We start from the raw sequence: 26,256 nt of genomic DNA on the forward strand, positions 1-26,256 counted from the left end.
CTACCTGGGGGCATTGATATGGAAAGTAGTCCAAATGTGCAAGGAGGAACTTCGTGGTGAATCTGACCCCGGACGAATATGTAAATCAATTATTTCAAGAGGATGAGCTCTTGTTAAAAGTAAAAGAGGCCATTCGGGCAAATGGCATGCCGGAGGTTTCGGTGGCTGCGGCGTATGGACGCTTGCTCACCTTTCTGGCCAAAACCTCTAAAGCTGAAGCTGTGCTCGAAATCGGTGTGCTCGGCGGTTACAGCGGCATCTGCCTTGCTCGTGGGCTGAGCGAAGGGGGGAGTCTGACTTCCCTTGAGCTGAAAGAAGAATACGCGGATATGGCTCGCGGACATTTGGAGGAAAGTGGGTTCGGCAGTCAAGTCGAGTACCGGATCGGGCCTGCGGCAGATAGCCTGGAGCAACTGGCACAGGAAGGACGTACCTTTGATTTCTTCTTTATTGACGCAGATAAGGAAAACTATCCGGTTTATCTGGATTATGCAATTCGCCTTGCGCGTCCGGGTGCAGTCATTGTAGGTGACAACTGTTTCCTGCGCGGTCGCACGCTTAATCCGGACAAGCAAGGCCCGGCCGTGCTTGCTGTGCGTCGTTTCAACGAGCAGATGGCAAATGACCCACGTCTGGTTACAACCATGCTTCCGGACTATGACGGTTTGGCACTGGCTTGGGTGAAATAGGTCATTCGAAACTCCGTTGAAAGCTCGCTTGAAAGCTAAGTTAAATGTCAAACTATACCGTAGTGACATGTAGTTTTAATTTATGCTTTTTGCATGTGTCGTACAATTCACTTGAGATGATCGGTTTCAGTAGTTGTACATGTGCCAGCATGAAGAAATGGTGCCCGCCGATTTTGCCCGGATCAAGAACAAGTTTTGAAATCACTTTGACAAGTTTACGTGGTGGCTGGTGCACCGAAGCGGCAATGACCGCTTTTCGTCCGTATTCCGACCTTTCATAATCGAAGCAATCCACTTGTTTCAGGAGATGTGCGATCCAGTATGTCTTTTCAACTGGGCGGTCATTATGATAACGGACAACGGCGGGAATAAACTGCACGTTCGTTCCGGTTTCTTCCAACAGCGTTTTGAAAGCGTTCGATACAACACGGGTACCTGTAACGGTTTCGAAATAGTCTACCTTCAAGCTACGTACCGATGAAAAAAGTTCGACCTCGGCCTTTGTATCATCAGGCAACGGATAATCTATAGCCGAATAATTGGTATCCATTTCGGGAGTGAAGGTTGTGCCGCCACTGATGAATCCGGTGCGGGGATACTGAGATTCGAGAAAATAGTAATTCATACGTGTTATGTTCCTTTCCGAATGTAAGCTATTATTCATTATAAAGGCTAGTAGGACGGGAAAAAAGGCCAAAGCAGGATGAACCTCTGCTTTGGCCTTTTCAATTACATCTGGCAATTATTTTTCACTGACTTATACTTCAGGGGTGCCGTATGTTTCAAACCATTTTTTAATCGTATCAAAATCATCGCTGAAAGACAGTCCGAGCATTAAAAGAATCCGTGCTTGCTGTGGACTGAGGTTATCCCCGGCGATAATACCTTTGCCACCTCCATACACGCTGCCTGAACCAGTTCGGGTTGTCGTGACGAAAATAACGCCTTCCTCAATAGCCTTCGTACGGGCTTGACCCATTGCCCTGGAGATTCCACCTGCCCCTGTACCTGAGGTGACAATGCCTTTCACTCCACTCTTCACAAATCCTTCAATCGCTCCACCGCCCGCTTCTTGATACGAGATGGCGATCTCAACTTTGGCAAGATCGGCTTTGGTAATTTTGCTAAGATCAAATGCAGGTTTCGCTGTGCCTTCCGGTTTCATCGCGCGAGCAGGAGCCCGGTAGATCCGGATATTCTCTTCATCAATATAACCCACAGCTCCGAGCATTGGTGTTTCAAAGGTATCTGTACGGTAGTCATTGGTCTTGGTTACCCCGCGTGCAAGCTGGATGGTATCATTCAGCATCAGGACGGTACCGAAAGATTTCGTGCGACCGCTGCCAGCCAGTTTAATGGCATTGTACAGATTCGCTTGGGCATCAGAGCCGATTACTGTCCATGGTCGCATCGATCCCGTGATAATAACGGGTTTGTCGCTTTGTACGGTCATATCAAGGAAGTAAGCAATTTCCTCCATCGTATCTGTACCTGTTGTTACCACGACGCTGTCATACTGAGCTAACGCCTTATCTACCGTTTGAGACAAGTCGTACAAGTCAGACATCGTATAGGAGCCTGAACCGGAATTGCCGAATTGGAGTGTGCTCACATCCGCAATTTTCTGTTTGTCCGGCAAATCTTTGACCATATCAGCAATAAGAAGTGTACCAGCCTTATAGTTCTGGAAGCTGGTTGCGTCTTCCGATTGTCCTGCAATCGTTCCGCCTGTACCGATCACAAGCACATTAGGAAGTGTGGATTGTTTGGAAGCTTCAGATACTGCGGGGATGGTGGTATTACGTGTAGGCGTTGCTGGGGAGCTCTGAACCGTGCCGACCGTGCCTTTTACCTCTACTGTAGCTGCCTGAGCGGCATAAGTTCCGATCGGGGACAGGGATAGAGTTAATGCGGTAAATGCGGCGGTACTCCATACGGCCCAAGGGCGAAGGTTAGATGGTTTTTTCATGCTGAAACACTCCTTCAAGTGGTTTTTGTGTGAGGTATTCTCTTTTTTTATGTAAGTAGATTGAGATAATATTATTTAATGTTAGGTAATATAACAAATGTTGTATTGTACAGGAATAACGCTTACAATCATTGTTTTTGCTAGATAAATAGATGTTTAATAGAAAAAATGGCTGAATTTAAATTTTAGTTGAAAGGGAGGTAATGAGAAAATTGAAGGGATAACATTATTTTAATGTTATTTTAATTAACATAACTATCTTTCGACACTACAAGGGTAGTTGGTAGCATACGTTGGGACGAGAGGCTTATTTATGCTGAAATAGTTGGAATCGCTATCCAGTTGTGGTTATAATGGATGTGAACCTTATATGTAAATAAATATATATTATTGATTGGAGGAAACACGATGAAACAAGCACCCCGAAAATATGCCAACTACATTCCTATTCGGGAATTGCACAACAAGGAGCGACAATTATCTCCCTTCCAGGTGTATGCAGAACTTCGTGAGAACACTCCAGTCCGATATGATGAGCATCGTGAATGCTGGGATGTGTTTCGGTACGAAGATGTGCAGTATGTGTTAAAAAATCCGAAGCTGTTCTCTTCTGAACGTAACCGTGCCGGTACCAGCATGTTAACGACAGATCCACCGAAGCACAAGCAACTTCGCGATTTGGTCAATCAGGCGTTTACGCCCAAGGCGATAGAAGCTCTTGCACCACGGATTCAGGACATTGCGGATGAGTTGCTGGCTCCACACTTGTCGGGTGGAAGGATGAACCTGATTGATGATCTTGCAACGCCACTACCCGTCATAGTTATTGCAGAACTGATTGGTGTTCCGGCTACAGATCGACGTGAATTCAAAGAGTGGTCTGATGTGCTAGTGAAGGGTGCACGTGATGATAGTGAAGAAGCTTTTCAAGAGTTGGAGAAGGAAAAGCTGAAGAATATCCAGGAGTTATATGCCTATTTCACAGACATTATGGACCAGCGTCGTTTAAAGCCTCAGGACGATCTTATCTCTTTGCTACTAGATGCGGAGATTGAGGGTGAGAAGTTAACGGAGGAAGAAGTGGTCAATTTTTGCATTCTCCTGCTGGCTGCAGGGAATGAGACAACGACCAATTTGATTGCAAATGCAGTGCGCATTCTCTCTGAACAACCCGAACTACAGGAGGAGTTGCTTGAGCATCCGGACAAGGTGGCCAGTGCCGTAGAAGAGACATTACGTTATTATCCGCCGATTGTAGCCATTGGACGTGTTGCGAGGGAAGATATAGAACTAGGAGGCAAGGCGATCAAGGCAGGTCAACAGGTTATATCCTGGGTGGGGGCTGCCAATCGTGACGGTGCCCAGTTTGAACAGGCAGATCAATTCGTATCCGATCGTAAGCCGAACCGACATATGGGATTCGGGTTCGGAATTCATTTCTGCTTGGGTGCGCCGCTGGCACGTTTGGAAGCGAGAGTTGTTCTTCACACGCTTCTCCAGCGTATGGAGCAGATACAGCTAGTTCCTGAAACGACCTTGGAGCCGATTCAAAGCGCTTTTGTATTTGGTGTGAAGGAATATCCGATTCAATTCAACGAACGACGAGTGTAATAGAAAAGCCGCTTTCAGGCCAGACATGGCACTGAAGCGGCTTTTGCTGTTTATTTCCGTTTTAAAATTTAAGTTGTCTTCGATTCTTTAATGCGGACAGGTGTTTTGTACAATTTGAATCGAACCCATACCATATTGAGTAATAGTAGGCCGCCGGATACGATAAACAGGCCCTCGATACCGATGAAACCAGCGAGGAATCCGCCAATGACTGCGCCCAGCATATTACCGAGAGCAAGTGTGCTTGTGTTAAAGCTGAATGCCCGGCTGATCATGCTATCTGGCGAATACCCCCTAATTAGCGCATTTACGCTTGGAAGCAAGCCGCCCATAAATACCCCCATCATAAAGCGAACAAGGATGAGTTGCCACACCGTTTGCACAAAAGCTTGCGGAATAAGCATGAGTCCGGTTCCGATCAGTGAAAAAGTGAGGACGCGGTGTGATCCGATCCGGTCACTGAGTTTTCCGAGTACCGGAGACATTGCCATATTGGATATCCCTGTAACTGCTCCAACCATACCTGCCCAGAAGGCCACGTCGACTGCGGTTCCATGCAGTTTTTGTACATATATAGGCAAGAGCGACATCGGACTGATCATCGCAAATTGCAACAGGAACGTCACAGCGAACAGTGCCGGCAGCTGAGGTGATTTGCTAAGCTCCTTCAATCCGGATAATACCGATTGATCTGGCAATTTTGCAGCTTTTTCACGGTCGAACGTCTCTCTTACGAGGAACATTGCAAGCATGGAAGCTGCAAAGATGAGCCCGCCTGTAATGTAGAAAATAGGACGGAACCCCACCGCATCTGCAAGCAATCCGCCAATAAGTGGACCCAAAATCGTACCTGCCACCTGACCGGACTGGCTGATCCCCATCGCAAATCCCATACGATCCTTCGGCGTTGTGCCTGAGATCAGAGCAACAGCTGCAGGGTTGAAGCCGGAGATGGTTCCGTTCAGCAACCGTAATAAGAGAAGTTGCCAAGGGTTTTGCGCGAGACCCATCAATGCGATAACAACAGCCATACCGAAACCGGAGCGAAGCAACATAATTTTACGTCCGTATTTATCCGACAACTTGCCCCAGAGCGGCTGAAACAAAAAAGAGGTGAGGAAATTGGCTGCAAAAATAAATCCGGCCCATATTCCAATTTCGTGCTCACCTACAACGCCCAGATCTCTGGCAAGGAACAGCGATAGAAAAGGCGTAATCATGGTCATGCCTGCATTGACCAGAAATTGTCCAAACCAAAGCACAATGAGGTTGACTTTCCACGTTTTCAAAGTGCTTTCACTTCCTTTCAAAGATTTTTCTGTAACTCTCAAAAAAAGCGATTCTTTTAGTATATCACAAATGGCATATCCATGAGGGGTGTAACGAATGTCATAGTATTGTCACTTGGAACACATCCCCATATGGTTGTTACGGCTGTTTAAAAAGGGCATAATGGTAGTTATGAGTCCAAAAACTATTGGAGGCTTCTTACATGAGCTATAATGATCGACTGATTCGGGCAAGTTTCAAACAGCAGGTTGACCGTGTGCCGGTATGGTATATGCGTCAGGCTGGACGTTACGATCCTGAATATCGCAAAATTAAAGAAAAGTACTCCTTGCTTGAAATATGTCAGCAACCTGAGCTGGCGGCTGAAGTTACACTCATGCCTGTACGTAAACTGGGTGTGGATGCGGCTATTTTGTATTCCGATATTATGAATCCGGTTGCTTCACTTGGCATTGATTTTGACATTGTGAAAAATATAGGTCCGGTGATTGATAACCCCATTCGTTCGGCTGCCGATGTAGATCGTCTGCGTCCCATTGACGTGGAGGGGGACTTGTCTCACATTCTGGAAACCATTCGCATTCTGGACAAGGAACTTGACGTTCCGCTAATTACATTTGCAGGGGCTCCGTTTACGATTGCAAGTTATCTGATCGAAGGTCAACCTTCCAAAGGATATATTCGAACCAAAACGATGATGTACAGTGAGCCGGAAGTGTGGCACAAACTGATGCAGAAGCTTGGCGATATGGTCATTACATATATTCGTGCTCATATCGCGAATGGCGGTAAGGCATTTCAGTTGTTTGACAGCTGGGTAGGGGCACTCTCTCCCAAAGATTTCAAAACGTATGTGCTGCCAACGATTACTCGTATCTTTACCGAATTATCCGATTTGAATGTACCGAAAATCTATTTCCCTGGAGTGGCCTCAGGTGAGTTGCTACCAACCTTGCAGGATTTGCAGGCGAATGTCATCGGACTGGACTGGAGAGTTTCCATATCCGAAGGACGTAGGCGCTTGGGCGGTAAATTTGCGGTGCAGGGTAATCTGGATCCGTACATTCTGACTGCGCCAATGGAGTTAATTAAAGAACAGGCGAAAGTCATCATAGATGAAGGGATCAAGGACCCGGGTTATATTTTCAATCTGGGACATGGTTTGTTCCCTGAAGCTTCTCTTGATAAATTAAAAGAACTGACAGCATATATTCATGAATATTCAACAGAAGCTTTGAAGACGGGAGTGACGGTAAGTAATGACTAATACTGTAGGCGTACTGGTGATGTCATATGGCACACCTGAAAATATGGAAAGTGTTGAGGCGTATTACACGCATATCCGCAGAGGGCGTCCGCCTGAGCCGGAACAACTGAAAGAGCTGACAGATCGCTATGAAGCAATTGTTGGCGGTGTTTTCCCGCTACGTGAGAACACGGATAACCAGGTGAAAAACCTTCAGGAGACGTTGCAAAAGGATGAGCGTCGCGGCGAGGTTGAATTCCGCTGTTATCAAGGATTGAAACACGCTTATCCTTTTATTGAGGATGGGGTGGAACAGATGGCGAAAGATGGAATTCATAAGGCCATTGGCATTGTGCTTGCACCTCATTTCTCCACGATGAGTGTGGGCAGTTACATCAAACGTGCACGAGAAAAAGCCGAAGAACTTGGTATCCAGATGTCCTTCATCGAAAGTTATCATTTGCATCCGAAGCTCATTCAGGCTCTTTCCGCGCGAGTAAGTGCCAAACTTGATGCATTTGAGGAAGCGGGTGCGAAGCGTGGAGATGTGAAAGTGCTATTCAGTGCTCACAGTCTGCCTGCCCGCATTGTTGACATGGGAGATCCTTATCCGAATCAATTGCTGGAAACTTCCGAGGCCATCGCTTCTCGAGTGGGGATTGCGAACTGGCAGTTCACTTGGCAAAGTGCTGGACGAACTGCTGAGCCTTGGCTCGGCCCAGACATCCTGGACACACTCCAGGAGCTTTCGCGCGAACAAGTGGAAGATGTACTTGTGGCTCCAATTGGCTTTGTTTCAGATCATCTGGAAGTGTTGTATGATCTCGACATTGAAGCCAAAGCGATTGCTAAAGAAATGGACATGCGATTGATGCGCATCGATTCGCTTAATAGTGACCCGTTGTATATGGAGACATTGAGCGACTCTATTATTAGCCAATGGCAGCAAAGGTCTGATAACTAATGGAAGACAAGAAAAGACGTATTGTTATTGTCGGCGGGGGCCTGACGGGCCTCAGCGCGGCATTTTATATCCGCAAGCATTACAGGGAAGCTGGTTTTGAACCTGCGATTACCTTGCTTGAGAAGAGTTCGTCTATGGGCGGCATGATCGAAACGTTGCATCGGGACGGATTTGTAATCGAGAAAGGTCCTGACTCTTTCCTGGCTCGCAAAACAGCGATGATTGATCTGGCAAAGGAACTGGAGATGGATCATGAACTCGTCAGCCAAAACCCGGAGTCGAAGAAAACATATATTATGCAGCGTGGTAAGCTTCATCCCATGCCAGCCGGTCTGGTGTTAGGCATCCCGACAGAACTGAAACCTTTTCTGAGAAGTGGGCTGGTCTCTCCGGCAGGCAAGTTGCGAGCACTGATGGATTTTATAATTCCGCCTAAACGTACAACAGAGGATGAATCTCTCGGTTATATGATTGAGCGCAGGCTTGGCCCGGAAGTGCTGGAAAACCTGACTGAGCCGCTTCTGGCGGGCATATATGCAGGAGATATGCGAAAGCTCAGCCTACAAGCAACCTTCCCGCAGTTCGGAGAGGTGGAGCGGGATTATGGCAGCTTAATCCGAGGCATGATGACAGGACGCAAGCCGACCGAGACACATACAGGCACCAAACGGAGTGCGTTTCTGAACTTCCGTCAGGGGTTGCAAAGTCTTGTGCATGCGCTTGTCCATGAGCTTCATGATGTGGATCAGCGTTTGAATACAGCCGCCCAATCCTTGGAGCGTGTGGATGCACAGAACGCCAGATATCGGGTTGAACTCGATAACGGACAATTTCTGGAAGCCGATGACGTTGTAATCACCGTGCCGACCTATGTGGCTTCTGGGCTTCTAAAACCGCATGTGGACACATCGGCGCTGGATGCAATCAATTATGTATCTGTTGCTAACGTCGTTCTGGCTTTTGAGAAAAAAGAAGTGGAACATGTCTTCGACGGTTCAGGGTTCCTGGTGCCACGAAAAGAAGGACGTAATATTACGGCCTGCACGTGGACATCTACCAAGTGGCTTCATACCAGCCCGGACGACAAAGTCTTGCTTCGTTGCTATGTTGGCCGCTCTGGAGACGAACAGAATGTGGAGCTTCCCGATGAGGCACTTACGGAGCTAGTCATGAAAGATCTGAGAGAAACGATGGGTATTGAAGCAACTCCGATCTTCTCCGAGATTACTAGATTGCGTAAATCGATGCCACAGTATCCTGTCGGCCATCTTCAGCATCTCACTAACCTTCGTAAAGAGCTTGGAGAAAAAATTCCGGGTGTTTATATTGCAGGGGCTGGTTATGAGGGTGTGGGGTTACCGGACTGTATCAGACAAGCGAAAGAAATGTCCATACAGGCCTCGGCACAGCTGACTTCAACGAACTAAAAGTATGAATTATAGATCCGCCGTCTCCAATGTAGCAACATCTACAGAAGGGACGGCCTTTTTTTTATAGGATGTACATCCAGAATATGCTTGATATAATGGTATGCATATGGATTTATTGTTAAGAAGAGGAGTTGCTTATGTATCCCCCAAGATCACAGCGAAGCTCAGAAAAGAAAAAAGTAAGACGTACCCGTAATACAAAAATCAGGATTGTAAATGTAATATTAATTGTAGCCATTGGTCTTATCGCCTTATATTACCTCTTAAACACACGTGAACAACAACCATCCCAGCCTGCTAATTCAGAGGTCGTGCAACAGGAGCCACCTTCAGGAGCGGACGATAAGGGTGGGGATGCATTGAACCAGCCCGAGTCTGATGCTGATTCAGTTGAAGTACCGGATAAAGATGCAGCTTCGGTAGAGGGGAAGCCAAATGCAGAGCCAGATGATGCTGTAGATAACTCGGGATCTGGTATCAATGAAACTTCAGGGGCAGGCGGTGATAAGCCGACAACGGGAACAAAACCTGCCACTACTGGAAAAGGAGCCTCGGATAAGGCAGATAGCAATAAGGGAACCTCAACATCTGATTCATCTAAGGATGTCACCATTCATTTTGTCGGCGATATTCAATTTTCCGGAAAAGTTGCAGAATTGCTGGAAAAGAACGGATATGATTACCCCTTTGCCAAGCTTGGCTCTATGTTTCAGAATGACGATCTAACGATTGGTAATTTGGAGACCCCGGTGACCCATGGTGGTACGGGCGCTGCGGATAAAACCTATGTTTACAAATCCTCCCCTAAAGCGTTGCAGGCGATGTCTGCAGCGGGGTTTGACGCCGTTAATCTGGCAAACAATCACATTCTGGATCAAGGTGTGGAAGGGCTGGTCGATACGTTAACGTATCTTAATGATTACGGTATCGCACATGCTGGCGCGGGTATGAATGGTACCGAGGCTTATGAACCTGCCTATTTTGAGCGCAAAGGCATGAAAATTGCCTTGCTTGGGTTCAGTCGGGTTGTTCCTGTGGCTAGCTGGAAGGCAGACGGGAATCGGGCAGGCGTAGCGGAAGCGTATGACTCCACAAGAGCGATCGCAGCGATTCAGTCGGCCCGTAAGAAGGCTGATCTGGTTATCGTCGTTGCGCATTGGGGGGAAGAGCGTGTAAGTACCCCGAATGCCGATCAAACGAGGCTTGCGCACGAATTTGTGGATGCGGGAGCCGATCTGATTATTGGCGGTCATCCTCATGTTTTACAGGGGCTTGAGTACTATAAAGGCAAATGGATTGCATATAGTACGGGGAATTTTATTTTTACGAAATCGACGAATGAAGAAACGTGGAAAACAGCTGTCTTTCAGGCGCGTTGCAGTCGCGAAGCGGTGTGTAGTATGAAGGTGATTCCATATGAGGCTGCTCTTGGGCAGGCTGTTCCAATGCTTGATGAGGCGAACCGACTTCTGCTGGAGCAGATGGCTAAGATGTCATCAGGCGTTCGAGTCAACGCAGATGGAACTGTAGTGCCCAACTAAGTAGCGTTTTGCTGAGGAGAGATGATGATGAACAATCTGTGTGTAGCCCATCGTGGATTTTCTTCCATTGCACCGGAGAACACGATGGCCGCATTTAATATGGCGATGGAAAGACCGGAAGTCCAGTGGATGGAACTGGATGTGCAACTATCCCGGGACGGCGTGCCTGTGGTGATCCATGATTTCACATTGGAGCGTACGACGAATGGTAAAGGTCGAGTAAAGGATACCGATTGGTCTGTCTTGAAACAACTGGATGCAGGATCATGGAAAGGTAAGAACTACAAGGGAGAGCGTATACCTTCCTTGAGTGAACTCTTGGATCGTTCCTGTGGCAAAGTCCGATTAAACATTGAATTGAAAACACAAGGAGACATGTATCCAGGCTTGCCTGCAGCGGTGATTCACGAAATTAGAAAAAGACATATGCAGCATGATGTTGTCATCACATCGTTTGAGCCAGCCGCACTGGTTGAAGTAAAAAAGCTCGCGCCTGAATTAGAAACGGGTCTCATCATTGATGCCAAACCCGGCGATCTGCTTGTAGCATTGAAACAAATGCATTGCACGTTCCTCTCCATCGGGTACAACAATGTAGACAAAGCGTTAATGAATGAGATGAATGCTGCCGGCATTCGAGTGATGGCGTGGACAGTGGATGACAAGGCAAGTATGAAAAAGCTGGCTACCATCGACCCGGATGTGATGATATGTACGAATCGTCCTGATGTTTGGGAAGATGCATTTCAGGAGACGAGTAGCCGCTTTTTCAGACCTTAATTGTAAGGCTGTAATCGAACTAATACACGAAGCAATGAACGAAGTAATTAATCCAGTAAAGGTGGTTGCAACTCTATGTTGACGAATATTCGCAATGTGTATTGTGTAGGACGAAATTATAAGCTTCATGCGGAGGAACTGGGTAATGCCGTTCCAGATGAACCGATGATTTTTATGAAGCCTTCTCATGCGGTTGTGCCATTGAATGGAGAAAGTTTAGAATTGCCAGCTTCTAAAGGCGAAGTTCATTATGAGGCTGAATTGGTCATTCGCATTGGTCAGGATTACAAGCCGGGAGTGCGTGTCGATGAACTGGTCGATGCCTATGCATTTGGTATTGATTTTACGTTGCGTGATGTGCAGACCGTGATTAAGAAAAAAGGACACCCGTGGACGGCCGCCAAAGGGTTTAAAAACTCCGCACCCATCACACCCTTTCAGACATTTCCTGGAGCAGTAGCACTTCTCGAAAAAGATTTCTTCTTGACGAAGAACGGCGTTCAGGTTCAGCGCGGCAATATCGTCAACATGATCTTCAGTTTACAAGATATTGTAGATTATGTAGGTCATCATTATGGCCTGGGGCCGGGAGATATTATTTTTACAGGTACACCTGAGGGAGTAGGTGCTGCGCAGCCTGGAGATGTGCTTGAGCTGGCGTGGGCGGATGAATCATTAGGAGCATGTACGATCAAGGCAGCGGAGTAATTGAATCAACGCTATAATCCATAAGGTTTATGCCACCGAGCGCAAACAGAATCAAAATAGATTCGTGTTAACAGGAGGAGCGTGATTATGCGCTCCTTTTTTTGCGTTGCGCTGCCTTGAAGTTTTTATAGATTGAAATGAAACGGGAACTAGATATATGTTTTGTTAGCACTCTCTGTGAGCAATTCTGAAATTTCCAGGGACTGAAGAGCGTGCTGCTCAGAACTGATACTTCCGCTAGCAAGGCGCTCATCCAGCTGTGACTGAAGCTGTTTAATCTGAATGGCAATGGCCTTAGCAAAATCGCCTCCGCTACCCTCTGCAATTGTTCGTAGTGAATGTCCCTGATACAGTTTCTCCGCCAGCTCCTCTTCTGAAGTCTGGTTCAGTGCACTAAGCAAATCATCATCTTCATTCTCATTGCTGTTCTCCAGATCGACAATAGACCATTTGGGTTCGGGAATGGGGGAGATGGTAGATTTACTCCATGCAGAACCAGCGAAAGACATTGTAACAATCATTGTGCCTAGAATAAAAACTCTCTTCATATTCATCGTTATTATGCTCCTTGTTTTGTGTTGTTGTGTATGAACTGAATCGAAGTAGTTCAGTTAATCTTGTTGTTTGAGCTAGATCAATTGTAACTCGGAAACCTGAAGTAAAACTTAAAAATAAATAAGGTTTTGTCTAGCCGCATGTTCAGTTTCTGCTTTGGCGTAAAACCGTGGTATAATTAACTTTCAAAAATATATAAACGTCATGTGCACTGTATTGATGTCACATGCAGGAGAGCTTATGGATTGGATTATTGGCGCTGTGTGCGCTTCTCTGGTAGCGGGGGCCGCTTATGCAAAGAAATCGCTAACCCTGTCTGGATGCCTTGCTGCAATTCTGATGGGTACGATATATTACGGGGCAGGCAATCTGTTCTGGTTTGGCACACTGCTGTTATTTTTTATCACGTCAACACTGCTTTCCAGGTTTCGCAAAGATCGCAAGCAGGAGATGGAGAAATCTTATGCCAAGACAGGTAATCGGGATGCCGGGCAAGTGATGGCCAATGGCGGTATAGGTATGCTGTTATGTCTGGCCAACTGGATCATGCCGCATCCAGCGTGGTTGTATGCTTTTATCGGAGTTATGGCAACGGTCACCTCGGATACATGGGCAACCGAAATCGGAAGTCTCAGTCGCAAGCCCCCTCGCTCTATACTCACATGGAAGGTGTTAACCCCCGGAGCCTCGGGAGGCGTTTCTATGTTAGGGAGTTCAGCGGCTGCGCTCGGCGGTATTGTAATTGGTACAGGGGCATTTGCTTTTGCGTCGATTAGCGGATTGGAGCAAACAGCCTGGTTTGGCTGGATTCTGGTTGGACTGATCGGTGGGCTAGCGGGAGCGTTCGCTGATTCCTATCTCGGTGCAACCGTGCAAAAGATGTATCTTTGCACAGTATGTGGCCGAGAGGTTGAAGTTCATGAACATTGTGGTCAGCCAACAATACAGGCTCGGGGCTGGACCTGGATGAGTAATGATCTGGTCAATGTGCTCAGTTCTGTGATTGGTGCATGTATAGCTATAGGATTAGGTAGCCTTTTGGCGTTGTAGGGAGGGGATACAGATTTGAATACGGTGCAGGGAGACAAATCGGAGGCGATTTTGGATGCGGCCTACGGCATATTTGGATCAAAAGGATTCTATGAGACTAAAATGTCCGATATTGCCGATGAAGCTGGCATTGCCAAAGGCACGATTTATTTATATTTTAAAAGCAAGGAACAACTGTTTGTTGCTGTATCCAAGCGGGATTGTAACAGTTTTATCAGCCGCCTGGAATATGCATTACAAGCGCACGAGAACACGGGTGACAAGCTTGGCGCGATCGCCAAGACACATCTGACGTATTATTATGAACGGCGCAATCATACGAAGTTATTTTTTATGGCACCGAATAATGATCCGGATTTGATGAAGTTTATGAAAGCTTTTATGAACGAGTATATGAGCATGGTATGCAGGGTTCTGGAAAGCGCGGGTGTACCTGAGCCTGTGTTACTGGCTGAAGCGTATATCGGCATTCTGGATCGGCTGAAGATGGATATTATGCTGAATCCAGAGTTTAATGAACAAGATCTGAACAAACGAATTGCTTTTGCAGCGGCGCTGTTTTTGGACGGATGCCGTTCCTTTCTGCGAGTATAAGCTGGTATGCAAGATCGTGTAGTTGAGGATAGCTGATAGAGGGTAGAGCATTCAAATTATAGAGAAGTGTGGGTAACGTGCAATGAATATAATGACGGTAGAGCAGATTGCAAAAAGTTATGGCGAGAAAATCCTGTTTAAGGATGCTTCATTCGGTATGGCGGATCAGGATAAAATCGGTGTTGTTGGTGTAAACGGCACTGGTAAATCGACGTTTTTGCGCGTGATTGCAGGTATGGAGCCTGCGGATGAGGGACAGATTTCCATCGGTAATGACGTACGCGTGCAGTTTCTGGCGCAGAATCCGGATTTTAATTCGAACAACACCGTATTGCAACAAGTGTTTGAAGGTGACAGTGCCGAGATGAGAACCGTGCGTGAGTACACGGAAACGATGGAATTACTCGAATTGAATCCATCAGATACGGCTTTGAATGAACGTCTGATGCGCCTGAACCAACAAATGGAGCAACTTCAGCTTTGGCAGATGGAGAGTGAAGCGAAGAGCATTTTATCCAAGCTGGGTATACAGCAGTTCGATGCACTTATGGGGACATTGTCAGGTGGACAACGAAAAAGGGTTGCGCTTGCTTCCGCGTTAATCCATCCTTGTGAATTGCTCATTCTCGATGAGCCTACGAACCATATCGATAATGATTCTGTCGTATGGCTGGAGCAGTATTTGCAGAAACGCCGTGGCGCATTACTTATGATCACGCATGATCGCTACTTCCTGGATCGTGTGGCCAATGTTATGCTGGAGCTTGATCACGGGCGTTTGTTCCGATATGAGGCGAATTATACGCGGTTTCTGGAGCTGAAGGCTGAACGGGAAGAACGGGAGTCGGCCTCAGAACAAAAGCGCAAGAATCTGTTACGAACCGAACTTGCGTGGATTCGCCGCGGAGCTAAAGCACGGACTACAAAACAAAAAGCGAGAATTGATCGCTTCGAACAACTGAAAGATCAGCAGGGTGTCCAACGCTCGGGCTCTCTGGAAGTGTCTGTGGGTTCTACGCGTCTGGGGAAAAAGATACTGGAGATTGAACATCTCTCCAAATCTGTTGATAACCGCAAGCTGATCAACGATCTCAGCTATATTGCTGTTCCTGGCGACCGCGTAGGCATTGTAGGTCCGAATGGTAGCGGTAAGTCTACTTTACTACAGATGATTTCAGGTCGATTGCAACCGGACGCTGGAGAAGTTGTTCTGGGGCCAACCGTGAATCTGGGTTATTTTACTCAAGAACATCAGGAGATGGATGAAACGTTGCGCGTGATCGAATACATCAAGGAAGTGGCTGAAAATATAAAAACAGCAGATGGTTCATTGATCACCGCTTCACAGATGCTTGAACGCTTTTTATTCAACCCAACCTCCCAATGGACACCGATTGCCAGGTTGTCGGGCGGAGAGAAACGTCGTTTGTATCTGCTTCGCATTTTAATGGCTGCTCCGAATGTACTGCTACTGGATGAGCCGACTAATGATTTGGATATTCAGACACTTGCTGTGCTTGAAGATTATCTGGATGATTTTCCGGGGGTTGTGTTTGTTGTATCCCATGATCGTTACTTCCTTGATCGTACAGTGGACAAAGTGCTGGCGTTTGAGGGGAACGGCGCTGTACGTGTGCACGTAGGTGATTATAGTGAATATGCGGAATGGATGCTCAAAAATGCCGCCGGGAATCAAGAGAGCGGTGCGAGTGCAGCCAAGAAACAGGTCACTGAGAAAAGCGTTGAAGCTTCGACTCCAGTTACAACGCAGGCAAAACCTAAATTGAAATTTAGCTTCAAGGAACAGCGCGAATACGATCAAATTGACGAAAATATCGAAAAGGCTGAAGCAAACCTCGCCCGGATTAACAAGGAGATGGAAGCTGCCTTTAGCGATTCAGCGCGTCTGCAAGAGTTAATGGCAGAACAGGCTGAGGCAGAGCGTCACTTGGACGAATTGATGGAGCGCTGGACTGTACTTAACGAGCTAGCAGAGCAGATTGAGCAAAACAAATCTTAATTTGGTTGACGTAAGCAAACAAACCATACTATACCATACCAATGCCTTTCTTCATCAGGCGGCTTAGTGCCGCTTTGGAGGAGGCATTTTTGCTTTAAATAACATAGATGAATCCAAACATTGAACATAAAAGATGAAACGTTACCCTTGTTTGTTACGTTTTATTAGTAATGAATTCCATAGAAGGGAGAGAGCGTGAAATTGATCAATAATGAAATCAATGAACAACTCGCCATGCTTAAGGAAAAAGGAAGAATATACAAAAAATGGACGAAAAGACTCCATAAGCTCCAAGAGGAGGAGAAGCAGTGGGAAGCGAAAGTGGAACATTGCACCGTAGCTCTTCAGAAAGAACAGAAGGACGTGGATCGGCTGAACGGCATGAGCTTGGCCTCATTTTTCTATGATCTGATCGGCAAGAAGACGGAACGTTTGGAGAAAGAAGAGCTTGAGCTGCTGGAGAGCAAGTCAGCTTATGATACAGCTTGCCGAATGTTACAGGATGTACAAGAGCAACGGATTCAAGTTGAGCAAGAGCTTCAAAGACAATCGCAGTATAAGTTATGGGAGAGTGACTACCTAGTTTTATGGGGGAAAAAAGAACAAAGCCTGCTTAAGCAGGATGAAGAACTGCAACAATTGGCCGAAGATCAGGAACATCTGGCGAGCGAACTTCAGGAGCTTAACGAAGCTCTCAGAGAAGGGGATTACTTGGTATATGCGCTTGAACGTGCAGAGAAAGCTTTAGAATCAGCAGGAAATTGGGGGATATATGACATGATGGGTGGAGGTGCAATCTCCACACATATCAAGCGCAGTCGTATGAATGATGCACAAGTGGCTATTATGGATGCGGGTAAGCGTCTGCGTCGTTTTCAGAAGGAATTAGAAGATGTAGAGATGGCGGTAAACGCCGATTTAAATTTGGGCGGTCTGCTGTCCTTTGCGGACTATTTCTTTGATAACTTCTTTGTGGATTGGATGATTCAAGATAAAATTCGTAGTGCCGAGAAACAGGTGAAACATGGACTTAGCATGGTACGACAGACAATACAGGTTTTACATGGAGAGATTAAGGATCACGAAGCCCGGCTTCAGGTTCAGGAACGCCGGTATCGAGAGTACGTGGAACAGGCCTGATCATGAGATGTACTATTGTGCCTACTTGGTTTAAATAATAAAGGACACAACTTCCACGCCGTTCATGCGGTGAAAGAATGTGTCCTTTTTAATATTGAGAAAAGCTCAAATTAACTGAATGAACTGAATCAAAGCAATAAACAAAGTAATTGTGAATTAAGAAGTAACCTAATCTACCGTCATTCCTTACTTCGTAGTGATGTATGCAGCAAGTAGCTTGGCTGTATTGATTACCGCGCTTTTGTGTGTGCGCTCCATAGAATGAGAAGCGTGAACGCCTGGGCCAATCAGGGCAGCACGAATATTGTTTCCTCCGCGCAAGGCAGCACTGCCATCAGAGCCGTATTGAGGATAAATGTCTACTACGTAGTCCATGCCATCCTGTTTGGCTAGTTCAATTAGACGACTTGTCATATCGTAGTCATAAGGACCGGAAGAGTCTTTTGCACAGATGGATACATCCGTTTCTTTACAGCTAAGATCATCACCCATGGCACCCATATCCACAGCAATCATTTCGCTGATCTCTGCCGGAATATATGCCGCTCCGTGTCCAACTTCTTCATAGTTTGAGATGAGCAGAGAAACGTTATGTACAGGCTTCCAGCCTTCACGATGAGCGGATTCAAGAATACCAAACAGGGCCGCTACACTGGCTTTATCGTCGAGATGGCGAGATTTGATGTAACCGCTTGGTGTAATGACAGCCCGGGCATCAAAAGAGATAAAGTCACCTACACCAATACCAAGCTTTAATACATCCTCCTTGGACGATACCACTTCATCAATCCGGACTTCCATATGATTTTCCGAGCGTTCAAACGTACGAGCATCAGGGTATACGTGCACGGATGGATGCAGAGAAAGAATCGTTCCCGTATATACCTTGCCGTCTCTAGTGTGAATGGAGCAATACTCGTTCTCGATGCTATGCATCGTAAACCCGCCAACAGAGGTCAGTTTTAACGTGCCGTAAGAGGTGATGGACCGCACCATGGCACCGAGCGTGTCTACATGCGCACTTAAAGCAATGGTTCTGGAAGGATCTTCACCGGGCAGTGTGAGCATAGCTCCACCTTTGTTGTTCAGTTCACAGGAGATGTTCAGGGAACTCGCTTCCTTGCGAATCATCTCTATAATGTGGTGGGTGTATCCGCTTGGACTGGGTGTATCCAGTAATTTTTTCAAAAAAGACAGAACGTAAGATTCATCAATAGTAAAACTCATCAATATTTTCCTCCTTTGTCTTGCAGGTACAGGTCAAATAGAATACAGCCTGTCTGGGGGAATGCATGTCCATTCCGATCTACCAGCAGGCTGTTTCTGATTGATTTCTACAACGTACCTGTATTGTTGCCTTTTTGCTGAGTCTGGATTGAATCGTTGTGCAGCTGGTGATCGTGTTCAGGTTCGGTTGAGCGGGTGGAATCCATGTTATCGTAAGAAACGGGTGTAGTAGCGCTGGCTGCAGAAGCTTCCAATTCAGCTACACGCAGATGCAGGCGTTTATTCTCCCGTTGCAGTCGATATTGACGGTAAATTCCGTAAGAACCTACAATGATACCCCCAATTAAAGTACAGCCTAAAATCAGCAAAATCAATGGAACCCGAACCGTATTGAACAGCAGGTTAACCTGAACAGAATCTACATTGATGACTGCAAAAATTCCTGTCAGCAGCGCAAAAACAAGACCTGCGATAAGTGCCCATTGCATTTTCATGATGTTGCCTCCTTGTTGTGAACCAAATGCGAACTAGAATGCATTACCCTTTTTCAAGAGTACTGCATCTCGCTTGATTATAAAATCCCTTGCCCGCCCGGGGCAAGGGATATAGATTACAGGGGATCGCAACCTTATTTGGTTAACTGTTCCATTTGCTCGATTAATTCCTTGAATACACTCATCGCTTCGCGGATAGGCTGCGGTGTTGACATATCCACACCCGCTTTTTTCAAAATATTGATGGAGTAATCACTTCCACCGCTCTTCAGGAATCCGAGATAACGATCGACTGCAGGCTGGCCCTCTTCCAGAATTTGCTTCGAAAAGCTGGTCGCTGCCGAGAAACCTGTAGCGTATTTATATACATAGAAGCTGTTATAGAAGTGGGGGATACGTGCCCATTCCATCTCGATATCTTTGTCAACGACCATATTTTTGCCATGGTACTGTACATTGAGATCGTAATAAATTTCTGACAGTAACTGTGGTGTAAGAGCTTCGCCTTGTTCAGCGCGTTCATGAATAATTTTCTCGAACTCTGCGAACATGGTTTGACGGAATACCGTAGTCCGGAACTGATCTGCATAATACGTAAGTAAATACAGTTTTTCCTTCGGATCTGTTGATTTATTCAACATGTAGTCCATGAGCAGTGCCTCGTTTGTCGTTGAAGCTACTTCTGCAAGGAAAATCGTATACTGTGCATCACGATACGAAAGGGTTGTATCCGAATAATGGGAATGAAGCGCATGACCCATTTCATGTGCCAACGTGAACATGCTGTTCAGATTGTCCTTATGGTTGAGCAGTACATACGGGTGAGTGCCATAAGCACCCCAAGCATACGCACCTGAGCGTTTGTTCTCATTTTCGTATACATCAATCCAGCGGTTATCATAACCAGCTTGAAGAGCTTCTGCATACTCCTTACCGAGCGGCGCCAGACCTTCCTTGACCGTCTTTTTAGCTTCTTCATAGGTGATGTCCATTTTGTACTCATCTACAAGCGGGGCGAACAGATCATACATATGCAGTTGATCCACACTCAGCAGTTTTTTACGGAGATCCATATAACGGTGCAAGAGCGGAAGACTTTCATGAATCGTGTCTACCAGGTTGTTATACACATCCGTTGGGATGTTGTCACCATATAGGTTCATTTCCATGACAGAAGGGTACTTCCGCACGTTGGCATAAAACATATTTTTGGTTACGTTGGCATTCAGTGCTGCGGCGATCGTATTTTTCTGTTTTGCGTAGGTTTCATATACCGCTTTGAAAGCACGCTCCCGAACTTCACGGTTTGGGTTTTCAAGAAACTGAATATAGCTGCCGTGAGTCAATTCGACTTCTTTGCCATTCTCATCTTTAATCCGTGGAAACTTGAGATCCGCATTGTTCAGCATGCTGAAGATGGTCTGCGGTGCTTGGGACAGATTGCCGACCTGTGCGAGCAGTGCTTCTTCCGCCTGGCTTAATACATGTGCCTTTTCCCGTTTCATCTCTTCCAAGGTAAACGTATATGCGGAGAGACTCTCATTCTTAATAAGAGCGTCAAGCTCTGAATCCGGTAAAGAAAGAATCTCAGGTGTGACAAAGGAAAGTGCTTCGCCTACCCGTACTCCGAGTTTCTGAGCTTTTTGGGACAGGCTTTGATATGTAGGATTAGCTGTGTCTTCATCTTGGTGCATGCGAGCATATACGAAAAGCCGTTCAAGCTTGAGCCCGATTTCGTCTTCGAATTCGAAGCTGGCTTTAAGGACGTCAGGCTGATTTAATTTGCCTTGAAATTCGGAGGCTTTTTTCATCATAGAAGATACTTCTTCATACTCCTGATCCCAAGCCTTCTGATCGGCAAATAAATCTTCCAGTTTCCATGTATGCTCGGCTGGCACCTCGGAACGTTTCAATAGTTTACTCATGGGAATCCTCCTTTGATTATGTGCTGAAAATACGGGCATAGCCGCCTTCGTCTCCTGTGCAAGTGCAGCAGGAGACGAAGGAATAAGACTAAGAGCCAGAAGAACAGATAACGATTTCTGATATTTCAACGGCCTTCCTCCTTACCATACGAATCACTCGTCCCTAATAACTTCGTATAGTATGACCTGGGCACAGCCGAAATATTTGAGCGCCTTGAATCCCGTGTAAACACGTTCAGAATTCTGTATCAGGCTCCCATGTTAACGAGGTAATACACGATGAGGAAAAAGGCAAAACATACGAGCAATGTAGCGATTAGCGCCATTCCTCTTCTTAGACGATCCGGGACGGAATTACGTCCCAGGATCAGTGCGAACCCGAGCGCGAAGGCAAGGATAATGAAGATAACGACATTGCCTGAATCAAGCTGCATCGATTAAACTCCCTTGAAGGCAGCCATTAGCGCACGCCATTCCTCTTCACGATTTTCGAAATCCTCTTTCGGGAAACGACGCTCGGCCCAATGCATTAATGCAGGACGGCTAAGGAATGTGTGGCATTCTTCGCCCCATTCTTCTGATATTTCCCGTAGAACGAGATACTTGCCTTGTACTTCTACAGTCATCATATTCCACTTGTCTGTTTTGTATATTTCATGTTTTTTTATCATAGGTAGTCTCCAAACTAACGGTTTTGGTAAAATGATACCGTACACTACGATGCAAAGCAAATTTTTTCATCAATTATGGAAAAGATAAATTGCAAAATGGAAGCCCATACAGTATAATAAGGATATTCGCCATAGATGGCGATATTTTTAGGAGGTTGTTCATTTGAAAGGTACAGTTAAATGGTTTAACGCAGAAAAAGGCTATGGCTTTATTTCAGTTGAAGGCGGCGAGGACGTATTCGTACATTTCTCCGCAATCCAAGGCGACGGCTTTAAAACATTGGAAGAAGGTCAAGCGGTAGAATTCGAAATCACTGATGGAAACCGTGGTCCTCAAGCAGCTAACGTAACTAAATTGTAAGATTTTTCCGTCATTCACGGACTTCTTATAAATGATCGATTATAGCTGAACATCACAAACACAAGCACAGTCCCCATTTGGAGACTGTGCTTTTTTTGGTTTTCAGCGCTCATGTGGAACGATGCGTTGTTGTGCGTAACAATTGAAAGCCGAAACCAATCAATGAAGCTAGTGCAAAGGACATTGCGGTAAGATAGAACGTCTGACGTCCTGTAAGCTCTAATAACAAGCCACCCAAGGTTCCACTTAAAAGTCCAGAAGCGCTAGACCACACAATCGTAAATAAAGCCATGCCCGTTGCTCGAAAATGATCGGGAACGAGTCGGGTTATATAACGAACCGCAGTGACATAAAAGATACCGAATGTAACGCTATGCATCGTTTGAATAAAAACAACGGCTGCTGGTGTATGCGAGACAGACATGAATAATAATCGAATGGTATACATCAAGGCCGCTAAGGTGAGAAGTGGGAGTTCCTTATATTTGTTCCCGTATTTGCTTAGTAGCAAAAATATAGGAATCTCACTCACAGAGGAGATGAGCAGGGACCAGCCGATTAATCCTTCACTGGCACCCAAATCTTTGAGTGTGATCGTCAGAAAGGCTTCGTTCATCCGATGACCCATAGCCAGCAGAAATACACAGCCGAAAAAAGCAAGAACATCTCGGCGTTTCAGGATAGCCCACAATCCGGATAAATCCATTTTGCTACTGCTACCAGCAGGCTGGTCCCGTAACTGGAAGCTGATCAGTAAGGTCACAGCTGCAAGGCTAATGCAGATCCACATCGTCCATTCGGAACCAAAAGAGCCGAGGACATAACCGATGCTGAGGGCAAAAAAAGCATATCCGATGGAACCGAACACTCGAATGGACGTGAAATTTCGACCATATTTATTCGCCGTTGTAATTGCCATCGTATCCGACAGTGGGTAGACCGGATAATAGAAAAAGTAAAATAGAGTTACAAGGACAAACACTTCGCCAAAGCTTGATGCATTGGCAAGCAGAATTCCAGTGATTAGCTGGCCGCCGAGCAGTAGGATCATAACTTTCCGTACGGTCTTGTATTTGTCGCTAGCCATGCTCCAAAACATATTAGAGAATACCGAGATGAGCGGGCCAATACCGTACAAGTAACCAATCTCGGCGGGGCTAAAGCCAAGGTGGCTAAAGTAAAGCTGGAAATAGGATACTACGAGTGCGGTAGAACCAAAGATGGTGAACATCAGTGCCCGGAGCCAGTTCTGATCTGGCCGGGCCGTATGACTTGATTTCATGATGAGAGACTCCGTTCTTAAATCTAAATTCAGATTATTTCATGATTTAGACTTCTGATAATTTGTTTCATAGATCATATGATATGAATGTGTTCCAAAATGGACTAGCCTTTCAAGGATGAAGAGCCGCGAGATGGCGGTATGGACATCGTTGGTTCTTTTTGCGTGCGCCGGATGACCAGCCAGACAATAACAAGCTCAGCAAGCAAACCAAGTGATTGGGCGGCTGCCCCGATCATACCGTTCCAAGCGGGGAAAATGCTTACCAGAATAAGCAATACTATAATTGTGCAAATGGCATTGGCGCTCTGTGAACGAAACATCGTTTTGGTCTGACCGCGAAGCAGAATAAGACCATTGCTGAAGTCCAGAAAAGGAGAGATCAGCGGAAATAACACAAAGGCGCGAAGTGTCCAGAGACTTTGCTCCAGTAGCTGGCCCTGAACGCTCATGATATTTTCGAGTACCCATGGACCTAAAGGCGTATACGCAATGGAGACAGTCATCGCGAACGGTATAAAACCGGTAACGAGCGCAAATTTCTTAACGAGTTTGGCATCGATCAGATAGAAGTTGAGCACGATCTGATGAATGTAGGTAAAAAAGCTTAACATGAGCTGCATCAGACTGCTCGCTACAGCAAAAGAGGAGATAGCCAGCGCGATTCCGGTTGTTTTACCGAGCACAATGTTAATGACAGGACCTATAAACAGGGCTACAAAACTGGATAAAAGCAGTGGTTTGTAAAAACGATACACATCCCCCTTGCTCTCAACGGGATGATCCTCCAGCTTGGCAGGCATTTTTCTCATAATGTTTCTGCCTTCCAAGTAGCTAACCAGAGCTTCAATCATCATTCCCGCAGCAAAGATGATAGCGCCTACACGACCGCTGTTAATAGAGTCTGTGTAGATGAAGTACAGGGATAACCCATACATACCCGCTAACCTGAATACCATGCCGATCGTGAGCCATTTGGTTCGGTTATTTGTGATGATTATGCCTTGATAGATATTACGGATGACAGAAAAAATACTGACGTACATCAGGATCTCGTATACGTCGATCACTTTGCTTAGTAGATCCGGGCTGACGACGAATAAATATTTGAACACACCGGTACCAATGGGTGAGTACACAATAAGAAATCCGATGAGTAGCACGCAAGCCAGAAATATTTTGGTCACAAACGTAAGAGCCTGAAAGGAGAGGCGGTCACGCACCAGGGCGGAACAGGTTTGACGCAGCAAAGTGGAGGGACGCTCCGTGAGTGTCAGCAAACTTCCCGCAATGGCATAACTTGCAATAACAGTCTCTGGATGAGCAGAGCGTGCAAGTGTGCTGTTAATGATTACGTGTGATATCGTAACTAGAGAGGCGGAGATGCCAAGTGGCACAAAAAAAGAAAATAACCGTCTCCACGAAAGTGGTTCACCTGACGACATGTCAACGACTCCTTTGATGGATAGAAATATGGATAGTATATCATAAAGCTTTGAACGGGGATGCGATTTTTTACGCGGTTTATGCGGTAGATCATTTGTACAATTAAGGGGATCATATTATAATAGGAATGGTTAAAATCGCTCTAATACGTATTCAACCAAAGTGGAGGCACATTTATTTTGAGCCAATCAAATCGAAAACGTCATCAGTACCCGCGAGGACCGCTGGCATTGATGAGAGGGGTGTACAAATACACCATTCCGGAAACGCGTAAGGCATTGGATGGATGGCGTGCTCAGGCAGAGACCATTCCAAATGAGGAATTACGTACTCAAGCACTTGCCAGTCTAAGGGATAAGCAATTTCACTGTGAAGGTGGAACTGTCTATGCATTAGCGGACATGTCCAATAGACATATTCTTATTCCGCTAATCGTTTCGTATCAAACCATAAGTGATTATTTGGACAATCTGTGTGACCGCAGCACCTCGATGGACCCGGCTGATTTTCGCTTGCTCCATCAATCTATGCTTGATGCGGTAGATCCCGAGGCAACACCTGTCAATTATTATGCGCTCCGTGAGGATCAGGATGACGGTGGATACCTACGGAATCTGGTGACGACATGTCAGGAGCTCACTCGTCAGCTACCAGGATATGCGTCAGCCAAGCCCCAAATACAGGATCTGGCAGGCCTATACACGGACCTGCAGGTATATAAGCATATCAAACCGGAACTGAGAGAAACGGCTTTGCTCGAATGGTGGTCGGAGCATCGCCACCGCACACCTCAGTTTCGCTGGAACGAATTTGCCGCTGCTACGGGCTCTACTCTGGGTGTATTTATGCTGTTTCTCGCTGCAAGTGACGATCAGCTGACCGAAGAGCAGGCGGTATCGATCCACACTGCCTATTTCCCGCACGTATGCGCATTACACATCATGCTCGATTATTTGATCGATCAGGATGAGGATCGTGTCGGTGGGGATCTCAACTTCTGCAATTATTATGAGAATGTAGAGATGATGCTGGATCGAATTGCTTTTATTGTGGAGATGGCTCGCAGTGATGTGCAGAAGATTCCGGGAACTTCTTTTCACCGGATGATTATTGAAGGACTGATAGCCATTTACCTGTCTGATCCCAAAGTCAGCGAACAGCATGAAGTTCGCGTCGTGTCCAAACGCTTGATGAAGAACAGTCCAATGACACGTGTGTTTTTCTTCATTTTCAGTCGGTGGATACGGAAGCATATGTAAGTCA

Annotated in this window: 25 protein-coding genes; 14 read left to right on the plus strand and 11 right to left on the minus strand. The window is 46.1% G+C overall.

The genetic code is table 11. The features are described from left to right. Positions 1-56 precede the first annotated feature (56 nt). Positions 57-689: an O-methyltransferase gene (locus ACT89M_RS10080; protein ID WP_154886613.1), complete on the plus strand. Its 633-nt coding sequence runs from the start codon at positions 57-59 to the stop codon at positions 687-689. 52 nt (positions 690-741) lie between these two features. Here ACT89M_RS10080 and ACT89M_RS10085 read toward each other — a convergent pair whose 3' ends face one another. Further along, a complete protein-coding gene (locus tag ACT89M_RS10085) occupies positions 742-1,314 on the minus strand; it encodes an imm11 family protein (protein ID WP_154886611.1) in 573 nt (190 codons plus the stop codon). A gap of 132 nt (positions 1,315-1,446) precedes the next feature. Next, positions 1,447-2,658, minus strand: coding sequence for an asparaginase (locus ACT89M_RS10090; protein WP_308722081.1), 1,212 nt, complete (start codon positions 2,656-2,658; stop codon positions 1,447-1,449). 408 nt (positions 2,659-3,066) lie between these two features. On the opposite strand from ACT89M_RS10090, the gene ACT89M_RS10095 reads away from it, so the two are divergent. Further along, a complete protein-coding gene (locus ACT89M_RS10095) occupies positions 3,067-4,269 on the plus strand; it encodes a cytochrome P450 (protein WP_154886607.1) in 1,203 nt (400 codons plus the stop codon). A gap of 68 nt (positions 4,270-4,337) precedes the next feature. On the opposite strand, the gene ACT89M_RS10100 is transcribed toward ACT89M_RS10095, so the two are convergent. Next, complete coding sequence (locus ACT89M_RS10100) at positions 4,338-5,558, minus strand: MFS transporter (protein WP_308722080.1); 1,221 nt, start codon at positions 5,556-5,558, stop codon at positions 4,338-4,340. Between the two features lie 203 nt (positions 5,559-5,761). Here ACT89M_RS10100 and hemE point away from each other — a divergent pair, with 203 nt between their 5' ends. The 6 genes from hemE (at position 5,762) to ACT89M_RS10130 (ending at position 12,228) form a co-directional block, all read left to right on the plus strand. Next, positions 5,762-6,826 (plus strand): uroporphyrinogen decarboxylase, encoded by a 1,065-nt coding sequence (hemE, locus tag ACT89M_RS10105; RefSeq protein ID WP_090924707.1) that lies wholly within the window; start codon positions 5,762-5,764, stop codon positions 6,824-6,826. Then, positions 6,819-7,769, plus strand: coding sequence for a ferrochelatase (hemH, locus tag ACT89M_RS10110; RefSeq protein WP_221786514.1), 951 nt, complete (start codon positions 6,819-6,821; stop codon positions 7,767-7,769). The genes hemE and hemH overlap by 8 nt, the downstream gene beginning before the upstream one ends. Then, positions 7,769-9,196, plus strand: a complete 1,428-nt coding sequence (gene hemY / locus ACT89M_RS10115; RefSeq protein WP_221786515.1) for a protoporphyrinogen oxidase — start codon at positions 7,769-7,771, stop codon at positions 9,194-9,196. Before hemH ends, hemY begins: the two co-directional genes overlap by 1 nt. Positions 9,197-9,336: 140 nt before the next feature. Further along, positions 9,337-10,740: a CapA family protein gene (locus ACT89M_RS10120; protein WP_308722079.1), complete on the plus strand. Its 1,404-nt coding sequence runs from the start codon at positions 9,337-9,339 to the stop codon at positions 10,738-10,740. Positions 10,741-10,767: 27 nt separating this feature from the next. Further along, positions 10,768-11,520, plus strand: coding sequence for a glycerophosphodiester phosphodiesterase (locus ACT89M_RS10125; protein ID WP_154887422.1), 753 nt, complete (start codon positions 10,768-10,770; stop codon positions 11,518-11,520). A 75-nt stretch (positions 11,521-11,595) separates the two neighbouring features. Continuing rightward, a complete protein-coding gene (locus ACT89M_RS10130) occupies positions 11,596-12,228 on the plus strand; it encodes a fumarylacetoacetate hydrolase family protein (RefSeq protein WP_308722078.1) in 633 nt (210 codons plus the stop codon). A gap of 149 nt (positions 12,229-12,377) precedes the next feature. Here the strand turns inward: ACT89M_RS10130 and ACT89M_RS10135 are convergent, their stop codons facing one another. Further along, positions 12,378-12,782 (minus strand): hypothetical protein, encoded by a 405-nt coding sequence (locus tag ACT89M_RS10135; protein WP_154886595.1) that lies wholly within the window; start codon positions 12,780-12,782, stop codon positions 12,378-12,380. Between the two features lie 241 nt (positions 12,783-13,023). On the opposite strand from ACT89M_RS10135, the gene ACT89M_RS10140 reads away from it, so the two are divergent. From ACT89M_RS10140 to ACT89M_RS10155, 4 genes are all read left to right on the plus strand, one after another. After that, positions 13,024-13,833 carry a DUF92 domain-containing protein gene (locus ACT89M_RS10140; protein WP_154886593.1) on the plus strand — a complete coding sequence of 270 codons (810 nt, stop codon included), beginning with the start codon at positions 13,024-13,026 and terminating at the stop codon, positions 13,831-13,833. A gap of 15 nt (positions 13,834-13,848) precedes the next feature. Next, positions 13,849-14,427 carry a TetR/AcrR family transcriptional regulator gene (locus ACT89M_RS10145; protein WP_090924715.1) on the plus strand — a complete coding sequence of 193 codons (579 nt, stop codon included), beginning with the start codon at positions 13,849-13,851 and terminating at the stop codon, positions 14,425-14,427. Between the two features lie 82 nt (positions 14,428-14,509). Continuing rightward, positions 14,510-16,447 (plus strand): ABC-F family ATP-binding cassette domain-containing protein, encoded by a 1,938-nt coding sequence (locus ACT89M_RS10150; protein ID WP_253495675.1) that lies wholly within the window; start codon positions 14,510-14,512, stop codon positions 16,445-16,447. Positions 16,448-16,642: 195 nt separating this feature from the next. Continuing rightward, a complete protein-coding gene (locus ACT89M_RS10155) occupies positions 16,643-17,587 on the plus strand; it encodes a hypothetical protein (RefSeq protein WP_308722077.1) in 945 nt (314 codons plus the stop codon). A gap of 186 nt (positions 17,588-17,773) precedes the next feature. Here ACT89M_RS10155 and ACT89M_RS10160 read toward each other — a convergent pair whose 3' ends face one another. The 5 genes from ACT89M_RS10160 to ACT89M_RS10180 all read right to left on the minus strand — a co-directional run bounded on the left by ACT89M_RS10160 (position 17,774) and on the right by ACT89M_RS10180 (position 21,904). Continuing rightward, positions 17,774-18,814, minus strand: a complete 1,041-nt coding sequence (locus ACT89M_RS10160) for a M42 family metallopeptidase (protein WP_090924718.1) — start codon at positions 18,812-18,814, stop codon at positions 17,774-17,776. A 107-nt stretch (positions 18,815-18,921) separates the two neighbouring features. Continuing rightward, the gene (locus tag ACT89M_RS10165) at positions 18,922-19,308 is read right to left on the minus strand and encodes a LapA family protein (protein WP_154886587.1); all 387 of its coding nucleotides are present in this window, start codon (positions 19,306-19,308) and stop codon (positions 18,922-18,924) included. A 134-nt stretch (positions 19,309-19,442) separates the two neighbouring features. Further along, a complete protein-coding gene (gene pepF, locus ACT89M_RS10170; RefSeq protein ID WP_308722265.1) occupies positions 19,443-21,233 on the minus strand; it encodes an oligoendopeptidase F in 1,791 nt (596 codons plus the stop codon). 248 nt (positions 21,234-21,481) lie between these two features. Then, positions 21,482-21,667 (minus strand): hypothetical protein, encoded by a 186-nt coding sequence (locus ACT89M_RS10175; RefSeq protein WP_090924720.1) that lies wholly within the window; start codon positions 21,665-21,667, stop codon positions 21,482-21,484. 3 nt (positions 21,668-21,670) lie between these two features. Beyond that, on the minus strand, positions 21,671-21,904 hold the full coding sequence (locus ACT89M_RS10180) for a hypothetical protein (protein ID WP_090924721.1): 234 nt from the start codon (positions 21,902-21,904) through the stop codon (positions 21,671-21,673). A gap of 163 nt (positions 21,905-22,067) precedes the next feature. Here ACT89M_RS10180 and ACT89M_RS10185 point away from each other — a divergent pair, with 163 nt between their 5' ends. Further along, positions 22,068-22,265, plus strand: a complete 198-nt coding sequence (locus tag ACT89M_RS10185; RefSeq protein ID WP_056700251.1) for a cold shock domain-containing protein — start codon at positions 22,068-22,070, stop codon at positions 22,263-22,265. A gap of 109 nt (positions 22,266-22,374) precedes the next feature. Here ACT89M_RS10185 and ACT89M_RS10190 read toward each other — a convergent pair whose 3' ends face one another. Both ACT89M_RS10190 and ACT89M_RS10195 read right to left on the minus strand, forming a co-directional pair. Continuing rightward, a complete protein-coding gene (locus ACT89M_RS10190; RefSeq protein WP_154886583.1) occupies positions 22,375-23,547 on the minus strand; it encodes an MFS transporter in 1,173 nt (390 codons plus the stop codon). A gap of 104 nt (positions 23,548-23,651) precedes the next feature. Next, positions 23,652-24,992, minus strand: coding sequence for a polysaccharide biosynthesis protein (locus ACT89M_RS10195; protein ID WP_308722076.1), 1,341 nt, complete (start codon positions 24,990-24,992; stop codon positions 23,652-23,654). Positions 24,993-25,172: 180 nt separating this feature from the next. Between ACT89M_RS10195 and ACT89M_RS10200 the strand changes: the two genes are divergently transcribed. After that, complete coding sequence (locus tag ACT89M_RS10200) at positions 25,173-26,252, plus strand: tetraprenyl-beta-curcumene synthase family protein (RefSeq protein WP_186809557.1); 1,080 nt, start codon at positions 25,173-25,175, stop codon at positions 26,250-26,252. Positions 26,253-26,256 lie beyond the last annotated feature (4 nt).

The organism is Paenibacillus sp. NN59 (genome assembly GCF_057597225.1).